Origin of the sequence: Escherichia sp. E10V5, from assembly GCF_004212315.1 — a bacterium.
GTDB lineage: Bacteria > Pseudomonadota > Gammaproteobacteria > Enterobacterales > Enterobacteriaceae > Escherichia.
Map to the genome: position 1 here is coordinate 48,918 of NZ_RHJM01000012.1, position 14,785 is coordinate 63,702.

Genomic DNA, 14,785 nt, shown 5'->3' on the forward strand with positions numbered 1-14,785 from the left:
TCCTTGTTTTTTTGAACGCTTTTTTAGCTTAAAATTCCACTATGCGAAATTTGATTTCAAATATATCGATCGCTTTTTAACAAAGCAATCCGCGCCATGATTTTCAAAAATCATATAAATCAAAATGTTATAAATTATCTGTCGAGATCGTGAACTACGACACACTTTGCGCTACCATCAGGACGCGACAAAATGGGGAAAAAGCGATGGGAAAAAATGAGAACGAGATGGCACAGGAAAAAGAGCGTCCAGCCGGAAGTCAGAGCCTGTTTCGTGGGTTGATGCTGATTGAGATTTTGAGTAACTATCCAAACGGTTGCCCACTGGCGCATCTCTCAGAACTGGCAGGTTTAAACAAAAGTACCGTCCATCGTTTATTGCAGGGATTACAGTCCTGTGGCTATGTGACCACCGCGCCTGCCGCAGGGAGTTACCGCCTGACCACCAAATTTATTGCCGTCGGTCAAAAGGCTTTGTCTTCGCTGAATATCATTCATATCGCAGCCCCGCATCTTGAGACGCTCAACATCGCCACCGGCGAAACCATTAATTTCTCCAGTCGCGAAGATGATCACGCTATTTTGATTTATAAACTGGAACCCACCACGGGTATGCTGCGTACTCGCGCCTATATTGGTCAGCATATGCCGCTCTACTGTTCCGCAATGGGCAAGGTCTACATGGCGTTTGGTCACCCGGACTACGTGAAGTCGTACTGGGAAAGCCATCAGAATGAAATCCAGCCGTTAACCCGCAATACCATTACCGAGTTACCTGCGATGTTCGACGAACTGGCGCACATTCGTGAAAGCGGAGTAGCGATGGACAGAGAAGAAAATGAGCTCGGTGTCTCCTGTATTGCTGTTCCGGTATTTGATATTCATCGACGGGTGCCGTATGCCGTGTCGATTTCGCTTTCGACATCACGGTTGAAACAGGTAGGGGAGAAGAATCTTCTGAAACCACTGCGTGAAACCGCTCAGGCCATCTCTAATGAACTGGGATTTACTGTCAGAGACGACCAGAGTGCAATCACATAACGCTTTAGACAGGTGACAAAACTTTAACATTTCCTTCGTTGGATCAAAGCAGTAGAGGGGCGCTCTCTGGCACTCTGCTGTTTTAGTGCAAAGGAGTGATCATGAACCGGTTTATTATTGCGGATGCGACGAAATGTATCGGTTGCCGTACCTGTGAAGTGGCTTGCGCGGTGTCGCATCAGGAAAATCAGGATTGCTCTGCGTTGTCGCCGGGCGAGTTTATTTCGCGAATTCGAGTCATCAAAGACCATACCTGGACCACTGCAGTAGCCTGTCATCAGTGTGAAGATGCTCCGTGTGCGAATGTCTGCCCTGTGGAGGCGATTCGCCGCGAACATGGGCATATCTTTGTTGAACAATCACGTTGTATTGGCTGTAAAAGCTGTATGCTGGCTTGCCCGTTTGGTGCGATGGAGGTGGTTTCGGCGCGCAAAAAGGCGAGGGCGATTAAGTGCGATCTGTGCTGGCATCGGGCGACGGGACCGGCCTGTGTTGAAGCCTGCCCGACACAGGCGTTGCAATGTATGGATGTCGAGAAAATCCAGCGTCAGCGGCTACAGCAGCAGCCTGTTTGAAACGTTTTTCCGGCGTTATTCAACGCCGGAATTGTGCGCTTTGTTTATGCCGGATGCGACGTAAACGCCTTATCCGACCTACAAATTCAATTGATTGCAGAAATTATGTAGGTCTGATAAGCGCAGCGCATCAGGCAATTTTTAATGGCTTTCAGCCCAGGCGCGTTCAATCTCTTCCGCCAGAATCTTCACACCCGCCTCAATTTTCTCCGGCTCTGGTACGTAGTTCATGCGCATACATTGATGTGTATGCGGCCACGGTTTATCCAGCCCTGGGAAGAAGTTGTGGCCAGGCACCATCAGCACGCCGCGCGCTTTCAGGCGCTGATAGAGCTGCTCGGTGGTAATCGGCAAATCCTTAAACCATAGCCAGAGGAAAATTGCCCCTTCGGGTTTATGAATCAGGCAGCGATCTTCCGGTAAATAGCGGCGAATGATAGCGATAGTTTCCTGAACACGCTGGTAATAGAACGGCTTGATGACCGTTTCTGACAGGCGCAGTAGATCGTTACGCTTAATCATTTCACACATTATCGCCGGACCAATGCCGCCAGGCGCGAGGCTGATAATGCCGTTCATATTGGTGATGGCGGTGATGATTTTTTCATTGGCGATGATAATGCCGCAGCGCGAACCTGGCAGACCCAGCTTGGAAAGGCTCATGCATAGCACGATATTCGGATTCCACAGCGGGCGCGCTTCGCTAAAGATGATGCCCGGGAACGGGACGCCATAGGCGTTATCAATCACCAGCGGGATCCCGTGCTGATTCGCCAGCGCATCCAGCTTCAGCAACTCTTCATCGGTTATCACATTACCTGTTGGGTTCGTCGGTCGCGAGACGCAAATCATCCCCGTCTCTTCGCCAATGCGCAGATGTTCGAAATCGACGTGATATTTAAACTGGCCCTCTGGCAGTAGTTCGATATTCGGACGCGTAGAGACAAACAGATCCTCTTCCAGCCCGGCATCCGCGTAGCCAATGTATTCCGGTGCCAACGGGAACAGTACTTTTTTGATCCGGCCATCGGCACGGCGTCCGGCAAACAGGTTAAATAAGTAGAAAAACGCGCTCTGGCTACCGTTTGTTAGTGCAATATTCTGTGGTTCGATATCCCAACCTAGTTTCTCACGTAGCATCCCGGCAAGTAGCGACAGTAGCTCCGTCTTTCCTTGCGGGCCGTCGTAATTGCACAGCGCATCCGTTGCTTTACCGCTTTCCAGCATGTCGGTCAGCAGTGTCTGGAAGTAATCCTGCATTTCCGGGATCTGCGCCGGATTACCGCCACCGAGCATAATCGCGCCGGGCGTGCGTAAACCGTCGTTCAGATCTTCCATCAGCAGCGTAATGCCGGAGTGGCGGGTAAATTTGTCACCAAAAAGGGAGAATGTCATAGCGGGATATCTGTCGAACTCTGTAGCATGGACGGTAACAATAACGCTACATTTGCCAGGGTGCAAATCACGCTGTTGACGGTGGATTGACACTTTATGCTGTGGTTTTCTGTTAGGATGGTATTTTAGTCTGGGTGGCTTCCCGACGTACTGCCGCACGGGAAGCCGGAAAAGTTACTGTTGCCCCGCCCAGACGACCATTACTTTATCGTCGCCGTGTTCACGGACAAATCCGTACCCCTGTTTCAGCGAAAGCGCCGTTTGTTTGCCTGCGCCAATGGCTGGATGCCGTGCGCGGAACTGACTGATGCGCTGCCAGTGCGCGACGCTGGCGGCAGATTTACCACTGATATCCTGCCAGTTCATATCAGAACGTGTGCCTTGTAGGGGATCAGAACCGGTGGGACCGAACGGACGTAAGGATTCATCACCGTAAAAGATTTGCACTGCACCTGGCGCGAGTAACAATAACTCTGCTGCTTTGTCGCCCCCTTCGCGGAACAAGCGGGTATCATGCGAGGAGAGATAGCTCAACACATTGAAATCTTGCAATTTCTCGGCCATTTGCTGCCAGGTGGTATCCATCTGCGCCAGGCAATCGACCGCTTTCGCCGCCTGTTCCTGATAATCAAAATTGATCATCGCGTCGAATCCGCGGCGATAGTAGTCGCTTTGCATTACACCATGGCCCCAGGCCTCGCCGGTCATCCAGAAAGGTTTGTCATCTAATGCTTTCTCGGGGTTAGCTTTTTTCCATTCGCGAAGTGCGGCGCTGGCCTGAGTTTTCAGTTGCTGCCAGGCGGGCAACTCAACATGTTTGGCGGTATCGACCCGAAAACCATCAATACCGTAGTCGCGGACCCATTGGCTTAACCAGTGGGTTAAGTAATCGCGCGGCGTATAGCCGTCAATGGCTTTGGCGTGGGTATCCGGTTTGTTTTTATAGAATACCGGCAGACCAGAAGCGGTAGTTGATTCGGTTTTGATATCCGGCAAAAAGGCTAGCGACATGGTGAGATCGTCGAATCCAGGATTGTCGTAATCGCCGATATCCGTTCTGATCCAGTTTTTTCCCCACCATTTATCCCAGCCTGCTTTGTCGCTGAAATTAATGTAATCGTTAAAGCTATGCCAGGTTTGCCCGGCGGCGGGTTTCCAGTTGCTCCAGTGGTCGCCCAGCGTTTTTTTCAGCTCGTCACCAGAAAGATATAACGCGCCGAACTGAAACTCCTGCATATCCGCCAGCGTGGCATAGCCGGTGTGGTTCATCACTACATCAAACAAAATGCGGATACCGCGTTGATGCGCGCTATCAACCAGCGTCCGTAGATCGGCTTCGTTGCCCATATTGGCATCAAGATTCGTCCAGTCCTGTGTGTAATATCCGTGGTAGGCATAATGTGGGAAATCGCCTTTTGTACCGCCGCCGACCCAGCCGTGAATTTGCTCAAATGGGGCGCTTATCCATAAAGCATTGACGCCCAGCTGCTGGAAATAATCCAGTTTGTTGGTCAGGCCGCGTAAATCACCGCCGTGGAAAGTGCCAATTTCCTCCATGCCGTCTTTATGACGTCCGTAGCTCTGGTCATTGCTGGGATCGCCGTTTTCGAAACGGTCTGTTAGTACAAAATAAATCGTGGCGTTATGCCAGTTGAAAGGGGCAGGTGCGTCAGTTGCCGCGCGTTCCAACAGAAGTAAACCATTGCTGGTGGCGGCAGGTTGTAACGTTATTTGGCCGTTCTTCACCGTCGCGATTTGCTGGCTGTAATAATCCCGGACTACCGTACCTTCCGGGAAAGTGCCGCTGACATTAAGCGTCAGTGGTTTTCCATCCCATTTGGGGCATTCACGAGCCAGGTTCGCTACCGGTTCGGCGGTGTTCTGGACCGAAATCATCAACGTTGGTGTGCCGGAGCGGGTATCTATTTGCAACGTATATTCACCGTTCCTGAACAATCGCCACTGAGGGGGCGTGCTGTCGCAAGGTTTGAGAGAAAGCATCTGATTGAGTTTTATCGCATCCGCAGGCTGCCAGCATTGTTGGTTAAAATTTAGCGTCAGCGGTCGCGTACCTTTGGTCAGCTGGGCATGACTAACAAATGTTCCTGCACTTTGTTCAGCAAAGGTGGGAAATCCCTGAGATGTCCAGTTGGCGGCAATGGCAACACTGGGCAGGAGTATCAGAAAACAGGCGGCAAGTTTCATAACGGATGAGTCCTTGTTGCTGCGAATTTCACCAGTTTGCCAGTGATAATACTGGTAAAACTCCTCCCTGATGAGGATTGCGCCAGGATGAGACGAAAGGGGGAGTATTTCACCTGAGATTTAAGCTTATTTTTTGCGATAAACCCCACATTTTCTGCGATTTAGCGCCAATCTGAACGGTTAACACGTGACATAGTTTCAGATTTGGACTATTCCTTGGGGTGCTCTTGACAGCTATTTTTGATATGATTTGAGATTCAACTCTCAAATTTGTGAAAAATATAAGGTGTTGGAATGATTAAATCCGACCAGGAGAACTGATGATTTTGACTCCCATACGACGATATGGGGCGATGATTCTTATGTTACTCACTCTGATGTTTTCGAGTGAGGTGTTAGCGAAAACGCACACGACAACAGCGAGTCAAAAGTCCCACATAACCAAAGCTAGTAATAAACAGGTAAGCAGTAAACAAGAGTATTCTCGCAATAGTGCAAAGAGCAGTTCACTTCCTGATTTGCGAAAATACCCTTCCGGAACACCAAGGAAAAAAGCGTTTCTCCGGACCGTAATGCCTTACATTACCAGCCAAAATGCTGCCATTACGGCGGAACGTAACTGGCTGATTTCAAAACAGTACCAGGGCCAATGGTCGCCTGCAGAGCGTGCGCGTCTGAAAGACATCGCCAAACGCTATAAGGTGAAGTGGTCTGGTAATACACGAAAAATCCCGTGGAATACGCTGCTTGAACGCGTAGACATTATCCCGACCAGTATGGTGGCGACGATGGCTGCGGCAGAAAGTGGTTGGGGTACGTCGAAGCTGGCGCGTAACAACAACAACCTGTTTGGCATGAAGTGCATGAAAGGGCGTTGTACCAATGCACCGGGTAAAGTGAAAGGCTACTCACAGTTCAGTTCTGTCAAAGAATCGGTGAGCGCCTATGTCACTAACCTGAATACGCACCCGGCTTACGCTTCGTTCCGTAAATCACGTGCACAATTGCGTAAAGCTGATCAGGAAATCACCGCCACAGCGATGATTCACAAGCTGAAAGGTTATTCAACGAAGGGACAGAGTTATAACAACTACCTGTTCGCGATGTACCAGGATAACCAGCGGTTAATCGCTGCGCATATGTAATTGCATTCCCTCGAGCCTTATCCGACTTGTTGGTCGGATAAGGCTTTTGCTCGCATCAGGTGGTTGTGCTGCGTTACCTGATGCGACGCTGGCGCGTCTTATCATGCCTGGCGGCTTTTCTCCTCCTGCTACAGCAGGACCTCGCTGTTTACATCGCGATACTCTTTCGGCGTTGTGTCATATGCTTTTTTAAATACAGAGTAGAAATATTGCAACGATGGATAACCGCACATTTGCGATATCTCGTTTATTGATAAGGTTGTTGAAATTAGCAGGCTGCGCGCTTTCTCCAGCTTCTCGGCATGAATCATTGCGTGTATGGTTTCGCCCACCTCTTCTTTAAAACGCTTCTCAAGATTGGAGCGTGATATGCCGACAGCGTCCAGTACCTGATCCACTTTAATCCCTTTGCAGGCGTGATTGCGGATGTAATGCATGGCCTGAATAACAGCCGGGTCGGTCAACGAACGGTAATCCGTAGAACGTCGTTCAATGACGCGTACTGGCGGGACCAAAATCCGCTGCAACGGCATCGCTTCTTTATCTAGCAACCGATGCAGAAGTTTTGCCGCCTGATAGCCCATTTGCCGTGCGCCCTGGGCAACCGAAGAAAGCGCGACGCGAGAAAGATAGCGGGTCAGCTCTTCGTTATCGATGCCAATTACGCATAATTTTTCCGGTACGGGAATATGCAGATGCTCGCAAACTTGCAGAATATGCCGCGCCCGGGCGTCAGTAACGGCAATAATCCCGGTTTGCGGTGGCAGCGTTTGCAACCAGTCGGCCAACCGGTTTTGCGCGTGCTGCCAGTTTTCTGGCGCAGTTTCCAGTCCCTGATAAACGACACCACGGTACTTTTCTTCGGCGACAAGCTGGCGAAAAGCATATTCGCGTTCGGCTGCCCATCTTTTGCCACTCGACTCCGGCAGACCATAAAAAGCAAAGCGGTTAACGCCTTTTTCTTTTAAATGCAAAAATGCGCTTTCAACCAGCGCATAGTTATCAGTGGCAATGTAATGTACGGGCGGATAGCTTTCTGCCAGGTGATACGAGCCGCCAACCCCGACAATGGGGACGTCGACATCAGCCAACGCTTGCTCGATTTGTTTATCGTCAAAGTCGGCAATAACGCCATCTCCTAACCAGTCCTTGATTTTATCAATGCGGGCGCGGAAATCTTCTTCAATGAAAATATCCCATTCCGATTGTGACGCCTGTAAATATTCCCCCACACCTTCTACAACTTGACGGTCATAGGCTTTATTAGCATTGAACAGTAATGTGATTCGGTGACGTTTAGTAAACATGGTTCTTTTCCTGCTGAATCATGCAAAAACTCAAAACCGGCAACACGTTACCGGTTTTGAGAAAATTTTTATCAAAATCAGGAACGGCGTTTGGTTGCGGAGTCCATCCATACTGCCAGCAACAGAATCGCACCTTTGACGATATACTGCCAGAAGGTCGGAACATCCATCATACTCATGCCGTTATCCAGCGAAGCCATGATGAATGCCCCCATCACAGCCCCCGCAACACTCCCTACGCCGCCAGCCAGACTGGTGCCGCCAATCACGCAGGCTGCAATGGCATCCAGTTCGGCGATATTACCGGCAGAAGGCGAGCCTGCACCAAGCCGTGAACTGAGGATTAACCCCGCGATGGCCACCATCAAACCGTTGATAGCAAACACGACAAGTTTGGTGCGTTCTACGTTAATCCCGGAGAGTCGCGCCGCTTCCAGATTGCCGCCAATAGCGTAAATGCGCCGCCCGAAAGCTGTCCTTGTTGCCATAAACATGCCGCCGAGTAACAGCAACGTCAGCAGCAGGACAGGAGTAGGAACGCCACGGTAATCATTCAGTAGCCAGATTGCGCCTAATACGATGATGGCGGTCAAAGCCTGGCGACCGACCACCGCTGTAGATGCCGGAGACTGTAAACCCAAAGCTTGTCGGCGCATTCTTCCACGCCATTGCCAGCCGACAAAAGCCATTAAGCCAAGCGCGCCAATAATGAAACCGGTGCTGGCGGGTAGATAACTCTGTCCAATTTGTGACATCGCGGCGCTGGTGGGGGAAACCGTCGTACCGTTAGTGATGCCAATGAGGATGCCGCGAAATGCCAACATGCCCGCCAGAGTGACAATAAATGAAGGCACTTTGCGGTACGCGACCCACCAACCATTCCATGCGCCGAGAAGCAGGCCCAGAACCAGCGTCACAATAATGGTGAGCGGCAGAGGCCAGCCTAACCAGACGTCGCAGATAGCGGCGACGCCGCCTAATAGCCCCATCATCGAGCCGACCGAGAGGTCGATTTCGGCAGAAATTATGACGAACACCATCCCTACCGCAAGGATGCCGGTAATCGCGGTCTGGCGCAGCAAGTTGGAGACGTTACGGGCGCTTAAATAGGCGCCGTCAGTAGTCCAGGTAAAGAACAGCATGATGGCGATGATTGCTGCAATCATCACGAAGACTTGTAAATTCAGTGACTTCAGCACAGAGAAGCCACCGGATGTCGGTACGGCTAATTTCACTTCAGACGGATTGCTTTTCGACATGATGTTCGCTCCTCAATGCGGCTTCCATCACCTGCTCCTGAGTCAGGTTATGATTTATCAGGTTGGCTTTTAGTTTTCCTTCATGCATCACCAGTACGCGATCGCTAAGACCAAGTACTTCAGGTAATTCAGAAGAGATGACAATGACGGCTATACCCTGCTGGACGAGTTGGTTAATTAATTTGTAGATCTCGTATTTCGCGCCAATATCGATACCCCTGGTAGGTTCATCAAGAATGAGAATGCGCGGGTTGAGTAACAGACAGCGTGCCAGGATCGCTTTTTGTTGATTGCCGCCGCTTAAACGTCCAATAGCAAGTTCCGGAGACGACGTTTTCACTTTGAGTCGCTGGATTGATTCCAGAATACATTTTTGCTCTGCGGCATCATCAAGCTGGCTAATACCCCCGGTAAATTTACTGAGTGCGGCGAGGGTAATATTTTTACCAACTGCCATTACCGGAACGATGCCATCACGCTTTCTATCTTCTGGCACCATTGCAATACCCTGGGCGATGGCGTGCTGGCAATTACGAATATCCACTTGTTTGCCATCAATATAGATTTTCCCTTCCCATTGTCCGGGCCAAACGCCAAAAAGGCATTGAATAGTTTCGGTGCGACCAGCGCCGACCAGTCCAGCAATCCCCAGTATTTCGCCACGTTTCAGGGAAAACGAGACATCGTTAACCCGTTTAATATGACGATTAACCGGATGCCATGCCGTCAGATGTTCTATGCGTAATATTTCATCGCCAGTGGTATGTGGTTCGTTTGGGTACAGTGCCGTTAATTCTCGCCCAACCATCATGGTGATAATATCGTCTTCGCTCATTCCGGCTGCATCACGCGTACCTATGTGCTGACCGTCGCGAATAACACAAATTGTGTCGGAAATCGCTTTGACTTCGTTGAGCTTGTGAGAAATATAGATACATGCGATGCCGTGTTGTTGCAGATCGCGAATAATATCCAGTAAAACTGTGGTTTCCAGCTCAGTTAATGAGGCTGTTGGTTCATCGAGAATTAATAAACGCACCTGTTTATTTAGTGCCTTGGCAATTTCAACGAGTTGTTGTTGCCCAAGCCCTAAATCACCCACGCGGGTATCTGGTGAAATGGATAAGCTGACTTGCGCTAACAGTTTCTGACAGCGTAGCGTCATCAGGTCATAATCCATGACCCCATTGTGGGTTATCTCATTGCCAAGAAAGATATTTTCCAGCACGGTCAACTCTTTCACCAATGCTAATTCCTGGTGAATGATGGCAATACCTTTGCGTTCGGTATCGCGGATGTGACTTGCCTGTATTACTTCACCAGCAAAAGTAATTTCGCCTTCGTAACTGCCAAAGGGATAAATTCCGCATAGCACTTTCATTAATGTTGATTTACCAGAACCGTTCTCACCGCAAAGTGAGACGATCTCACCAGCATTTAGCCGTAAACTGACGTTATCTATCGCCTTTACGCTGCCGAAAGTTTTGGTAATGCTCTTCATTTCAAGTAGATAAGACATAACGACTCCACCTAAGCCAATCAGTTCATGCGGCATGGAGAGAAATCACGTCCCCGTTGTCGACAGGGACGTAACGCTTAAAGCTCGCTCTCCTTGTGGAAACCGTCTTTAATCACCGTGTCTTTGATGTTGTTTTTATTCACATCAATAGGTGTCAGCAGGCGGGATGGAACATCTTTCAGCCCATTATTCAGCGTGGTATCTGCTTTAGGTTGTTGATCGTTACCCAGTTCAACGGCAATTTCCGCGGCAGTATTTGCCAGAAGAGTAATCGGTTTATACACCGTCATGGTTTGCGTACCCGCAGCAATACGTTTAATGCCGGCGAGATCCGCATCCTGACCGGAAATGGCGACTTTCCCTGACAAACCTTGCGCGCTTAATGCCTGAATAGCCCCGCCAGCAGTAGCATCGTTAGAAGCAACAACAGCGTCAATTTTGTTATTGTTGGCGGTCAACGCGTTTTCCATAATTTTCAGCGCGTTTTCTGGTAACCAGCCATCAACCCATTGGTCGCCTACGACTTTAATTTTCCCGGAGTCGACGTAAGGTTTTAATACTTTCATTTGCCCGGCGCGGAAAAGCTTAGCGTTGTTATCCACCGGAGAGCCGCCCATCAGGAAATAATTTCCTTGCGGGACGATATCGACCAGCGCTTTTGCTTGTAGTTCGCCCACTTTTTCGTTATCGAAAGAAATATAAAAGTCGATATCAGCATCATTAATCATGCGGTCGTAAGCTAATACTTTAATGCCTTCTTGTTTTGCTTCTTTTACAACGTTACTTAATACCTGTCCGTTATACGGAATAATGACAAGAACATCGACTCCCCGGTTAATCATGTTTTCAATCTGCGACATTTGAGTTTCTTCGTTGCCATTTGCAGACTGCACAAATACTTTTGCGCCGAGAGATTCAGCTTTTTTCACGAAAATATCCCGGTCTTTCTGCCAGCGCTCAAGACGGAGATCATCAATAGCCATACCAATTTTGACTTCTTTAGCATGTGCCGCAACGTTGGTTAGCAGAAGTGAGGTGCACAGGGTGAGTAAAATGTTCTTTATTTTCATGGTTCAGAGGCCTTCTTTTGTTAGAGTGTAGCTTTAAAAAGTAACAATCACCGCGTTAAACGTGACCAATTTTTAGCAACTAAATGGGGGAAAACAATTACAGATTTTTATCTTTCGATTACGATTTTTCGTTTATTTCTTGATTTATGACCGAGATCTTATTTTTGTTGGTTAATCGAATTTGTTGCATTTTTCTCTTCGAGTAATTACCCAATTTCATCATTCCATTTTATTTTGCGAGCGAGCGCACACTTGTGAATTATCTCAATAGCAGTGTGAAATAACATAATTGAGCAACTTAAAGGGAGTGCCCAATATTACGACATCATCCATTACCCGCGGCATTACCTGATTATGGAGTTCATTATGCAAGCTTATTTTGACCAGCTCGATCGCGTTCGTTATGAAGGCCCGAAATCCTCTAACCCGTTAGCATTCCGTCACTACAACCCCGACGAATTGGTGTTGGGTAAGCGTATGGAAGACCATTTGCGTTTTGCTGCTTGCTACTGGCACACCTTCTGCTGGAACGGGGCGGATATGTTTGGCGTAGGCGCGTTTAACCGTCCCTGGCAGCAACCTGGCGAGGCGCTGGCATTGGCGAAGCGTAAAGCAGATGTCGCATTTGAGTTTTTCCACAAATTACATGTGCCTTTTTATTGTTTCCACGATGTGGACGTTTCCCCGGAAGGCGCATCGTTAAAAGAGTACATCAATAACTTTGCGCAAATGGTCGATGTGCTGGCAGGTAAACAAGAAGAGAGCGGCGTGAAACTGCTGTGGGGAACCGCTAACTGCTTTACTAACCCACGTTATGGTGCGGGCGCAGCTACGAATCCCGACCCGGAAGTTTTCAGCTGGGCAGCAACACAAGTCGTTACGGCGATGGAAGCGACGCATAAACTGGGTGGTGAAAACTATGTATTGTGGGGCGGTCGCGAAGGTTACGAAACGCTGCTGAATACCGATTTGCGTCAGGAGCGTGAACAGATTGGCCGCTTTATGCAGATGGTGGTTGATCATAAACATAAAATCGGTTTCCAGGGTACCCTGCTTATCGAACCGAAACCGCAAGAGCCGACCAAACATCAATATGATTACGATGCCGCGACGGTCTACGGCTTCCTGAAGCAGTTTGGCCTGGAAAAAGAGATTAAACTGAATATTGAAGCAAACCATGCAACGTTGGCGGGTCACTCTTTCCACCATGAAATTGCCACCGCCATTGCGCTTGGTCTGTTCGGTTCTGTCGATGCTAACCGTGGTGACGCGCAGTTGGGCTGGGATACCGACCAGTTCCCGAACAGCGTGGAAGAAAATGCGCTGGTGATGTATGAAATTCTCAAAGCGGGTGGTTTTACCACCGGTGGTTTGAACTTCGATGCCAAAGTACGTCGTCAGAGCACCGATAAATATGACCTGTTCTACGGTCATATTGGCGCGATGGATACGATGGCACTGGCGCTGAAAATTGCAGCACGCATGATTGAAGACGGTGAGCTGGATAAACGCGTAGCGCAACGTTATTCCGGCTGGAATAGCGAACTGGGCCAGCAAATTCTGAAAGGCCAAATGTCACTGGCGGATTTAGCAAAATATGCCCAGGAACATAATCTTGCACCGGTGCATCAGAGTGGTCGCCAGGAGCAGTTAGAAAATCTGGTAAACCATTATCTGTTCGACAAATAACGGCTAACTGTGCAGTCCGTTGGCCCGGTTATCGGTAGCGATACCGGGCATTTTTTAAGGAACGATCGCTATGTATATCGGGATAGATCTTGGCACATCGGGCGTGAAAGTCATTCTGCTCAACGAACAGGGTGAGGTAATTGCTTCACAAACAGAAAAACTAACCGTTTCGCGCCCACATCCCCTCTGGTCGGAACAAGACCCGGAACAGTGGTGGCAGGCAACTGATCGTGCAGTGAGAACGCTTGCGCGACAATATTCTTTGCAAGAGGTTAAGGCGTTAGGTATTGCCGGACAGATGCACGGAGCAACGTTACTTGATGCTCGGCAGCAGGTATTACGTCCAGCGATTTTGTGGAATGACGGGCGCTGTGCGCAAGAGTGCGCTTTGCTTGAAGCACGAGTCCCGGATTCGCGCGCTATAACCGGCAACCTGATGATGCCCGGATTTACCGCGCCTAAGCTGCTGTGGGTGCAACGCCATGAGCCAGATATATTCCGTCAGGTAGACAAAGTTTTATTGCCAAAAGATTATTTGCGTCTGCGTATGACCGGAGAGTTTGCCAGTGATATGTCTGATGCGGCAGGCACCATGTGGCTGGATGTCGCGAAGCGTGACTGGAGTGATGTCATGCTGCAAGCTTGCCAGCTGTCCCGTGACCAGATGCCAGCATTATACGAAGGCAGTGAAGTTACTGGGACTTTGCTACCCGAGGTGGCAAAAGCATGGGGAATGGCGGCAGTGCCTGTTGTCGCGGGCGGCGGTGATAATGCGGCTGGTGCGGTTGGTGTGGGTATGGTTGATGCCAACCAGGCAATGCTGTCGCTGGGAACTTCTGGTGTTTATTTTGCGGTGAGTGAAGGGTTCTTAAGCAAGCCGGAAAGCGCTGTACACAGCTTTTGCCATGCATTACCACAGCGTTGGCATTTAATGTCGGTGATGTTGAGTGCGGCATCGTGTCTGGATTGGGCCGCGAAATTAACCGGCCTGAGCAATGTTCCAGCCTTAATTACAGCTGCGCAACAGGCAGATGAAAGTGCCGAGCCAATCTGGTTTTTGCCTTATCTTTCCGGCGAGCGTACCCCGCACAATAATCCACAGGCGAAGGGGGTTTTCTTTGGCCTGACCCATCAACACGGCCCTAATGAACTGGCGCGAGCAGTGCTGGAAGGCGTGGGTTATGCGCTGGCCGACGGCATGGATGTCGTGCACGCCTGCGGTATTAAACCGCAAAGTATTACCCTGATTGGTGGGGGAGCGCGTAGTGAGTACTGGCGTCAGATGCTGGCGGATATCAGCGGTCAGCAGTTGGATTACCGCACGGGTGGTGATGTAGGACCTGCACTGGGCGCAGCAAGGTTGGCGCAGATTGCGGTGAATCCAGATAAATCACTCAGTGAATTGTTGCCGCAACTGCCGTTAGAGCAGTCGCATATACCGAACGCGCAGCGTCATGCCGCTTATCAGCCACGACGCGAAACATTCCGTCGTCTCTACCAGCAACTTCTGCCACTAATGGCGTAAACTTATCCCCTGCCTGACCGGGCAGGGATAATTCCTGTCTATATAAATTATCAATT

General features: G+C 49.6%; 11 protein-coding genes. 5 read left to right on the forward strand and 6 right to left on the reverse strand.

Translation table 11 applies throughout. From position 1 onward, the window contains the following. The first annotated feature begins 206 nt into the window (after positions 1–206). Complete coding sequence (gene yiaJ, locus D9738_RS09765) at positions 207–1,040, forward strand: IclR family transcriptional regulator YiaJ (RefSeq protein WP_130260105.1); 834 nt, start codon at positions 207–209, stop codon at positions 1,038–1,040. Between the two features lie 101 nt (positions 1,041–1,141). Further along, positions 1,142–1,615 (forward strand): 4Fe-4S binding protein, encoded by a 474-nt coding sequence (locus tag D9738_RS09770; protein WP_130210026.1) that lies wholly within the window; start codon positions 1,142–1,144, stop codon positions 1,613–1,615. A 141-nt stretch (positions 1,616–1,756) separates the two neighbouring features. On the opposite strand, the gene avtA is transcribed toward D9738_RS09770, so the two are convergent. Then, positions 1,757–3,010, reverse strand: a complete 1,254-nt coding sequence (gene avtA / locus D9738_RS09775; protein ID WP_130260106.1) for a valine--pyruvate transaminase — start codon at positions 3,008–3,010, stop codon at positions 1,757–1,759. 174 nt (positions 3,011–3,184) lie between these two features. Continuing rightward, positions 3,185–5,215 carry an alpha-amylase gene (malS, locus tag D9738_RS09780; RefSeq protein WP_130260107.1) on the reverse strand — a complete coding sequence of 677 codons (2,031 nt, stop codon included), beginning with the start codon at positions 5,213–5,215 and terminating at the stop codon, positions 3,185–3,187. A 320-nt stretch (positions 5,216–5,535) separates the two neighbouring features. Here malS and D9738_RS09785 point away from each other — a divergent pair, with 320 nt between their 5' ends. Continuing rightward, a complete protein-coding gene (locus D9738_RS09785) occupies positions 5,536–6,360 on the forward strand; it encodes a protein bax (RefSeq protein ID WP_130210032.1) in 825 nt (274 codons plus the stop codon). A 128-nt stretch (positions 6,361–6,488) separates the two neighbouring features. Here the strand turns inward: D9738_RS09785 and xylR are convergent, their stop codons facing one another. The 4 genes from xylR to xylF form a co-directional block, all read right to left on the reverse strand. Next, positions 6,489–7,667 carry a D-xylose utilization transcriptional activator XylR gene (gene xylR / locus D9738_RS09790; RefSeq protein ID WP_130210034.1) on the reverse strand — a complete coding sequence of 393 codons (1,179 nt, stop codon included), beginning with the start codon at positions 7,665–7,667 and terminating at the stop codon, positions 6,489–6,491. Positions 7,668–7,744: 77 nt separating this feature from the next. Continuing rightward, on the reverse strand, positions 7,745–8,926 hold the full coding sequence (xylH, locus tag D9738_RS09795) for a xylose ABC transporter permease XylH (protein WP_130210036.1): 1,182 nt from the start codon (positions 8,924–8,926) through the stop codon (positions 7,745–7,747). After that, positions 8,904–10,445 (reverse strand): D-xylose ABC transporter ATP-binding protein, encoded by a 1,542-nt coding sequence (gene xylG, locus D9738_RS09800; protein WP_130260108.1) that lies wholly within the window; start codon positions 10,443–10,445, stop codon positions 8,904–8,906. The genes xylH and xylG overlap by 23 nt, the downstream gene beginning before the upstream one ends. Before the next feature lie 77 nt (positions 10,446–10,522). Then, entirely contained in the window at positions 10,523–11,515 is a 993-nt protein-coding gene (xylF, locus tag D9738_RS09805) for a D-xylose ABC transporter substrate-binding protein (protein ID WP_130210040.1), read from the reverse strand. Positions 11,516–11,881: 366 nt separating this feature from the next. On the opposite strand from xylF, the gene xylA reads away from it, so the two are divergent. Beyond that, a complete protein-coding gene (gene xylA / locus D9738_RS09810) occupies positions 11,882–13,204 on the forward strand; it encodes a xylose isomerase (protein WP_130260109.1) in 1,323 nt (440 codons plus the stop codon). 70 nt (positions 13,205–13,274) lie between these two features. Beyond that, positions 13,275–14,729 (forward strand): xylulokinase, encoded by a 1,455-nt coding sequence (xylB, locus tag D9738_RS09815; RefSeq protein ID WP_130260110.1) that lies wholly within the window; start codon positions 13,275–13,277, stop codon positions 14,727–14,729. Positions 14,730–14,785: the final 56 nt, after the last annotated feature.

Excerpts from the sequence above, each read along its gene's own strand:
- yiaJ (WP_130260105.1), top strand. The coding sequence starts at position 207 with ATGGGAAAAAATGAGAACGAGATGGCACAGGAAAAAGAGCGTCCAGCC.
- D9738_RS09770 (WP_130210026.1), top strand. The coding sequence starts at position 1,142 with ATGAACCGGTTTATTATTGCGGATGCGACGAAATGTATCGGTTGCCGT.
- avtA (WP_130260106.1), bottom strand. The coding sequence starts at position 3,010 with ATGACATTCTCCCTTTTTGGTGACAAATTTACCCGCCACTCCGGCATT.
- malS (WP_130260107.1), bottom strand. The coding sequence starts at position 5,215 with ATGAAACTTGCCGCCTGTTTTCTGATACTCCTGCCCAGTGTTGCCATT.
- D9738_RS09785 (WP_130210032.1), top strand. The coding sequence starts at position 5,536 with ATGATTTTGACTCCCATACGACGATATGGGGCGATGATTCTTATGTTA.
- xylR (WP_130210034.1), bottom strand. The coding sequence starts at position 7,667 with ATGTTTACTAAACGTCACCGAATCACATTACTGTTCAATGCTAATAAA.
- xylH (WP_130210036.1), bottom strand. The coding sequence starts at position 8,926 with ATGTCGAAAAGCAATCCGTCTGAAGTGAAATTAGCCGTACCGACATCC.
- xylG (WP_130260108.1), bottom strand. The coding sequence starts at position 10,445 with ATGTCTTATCTACTTGAAATGAAGAGCATTACCAAAACTTTCGGCAGC.
- xylF (WP_130210040.1), bottom strand. The coding sequence starts at position 11,515 with ATGAAAATAAAGAACATTTTACTCACCCTGTGCACCTCACTTCTGCTA.
- xylA (WP_130260109.1), top strand. The coding sequence starts at position 11,882 with ATGCAAGCTTATTTTGACCAGCTCGATCGCGTTCGTTATGAAGGCCCG.
- xylB (WP_130260110.1), top strand. The coding sequence starts at position 13,275 with ATGTATATCGGGATAGATCTTGGCACATCGGGCGTGAAAGTCATTCTG.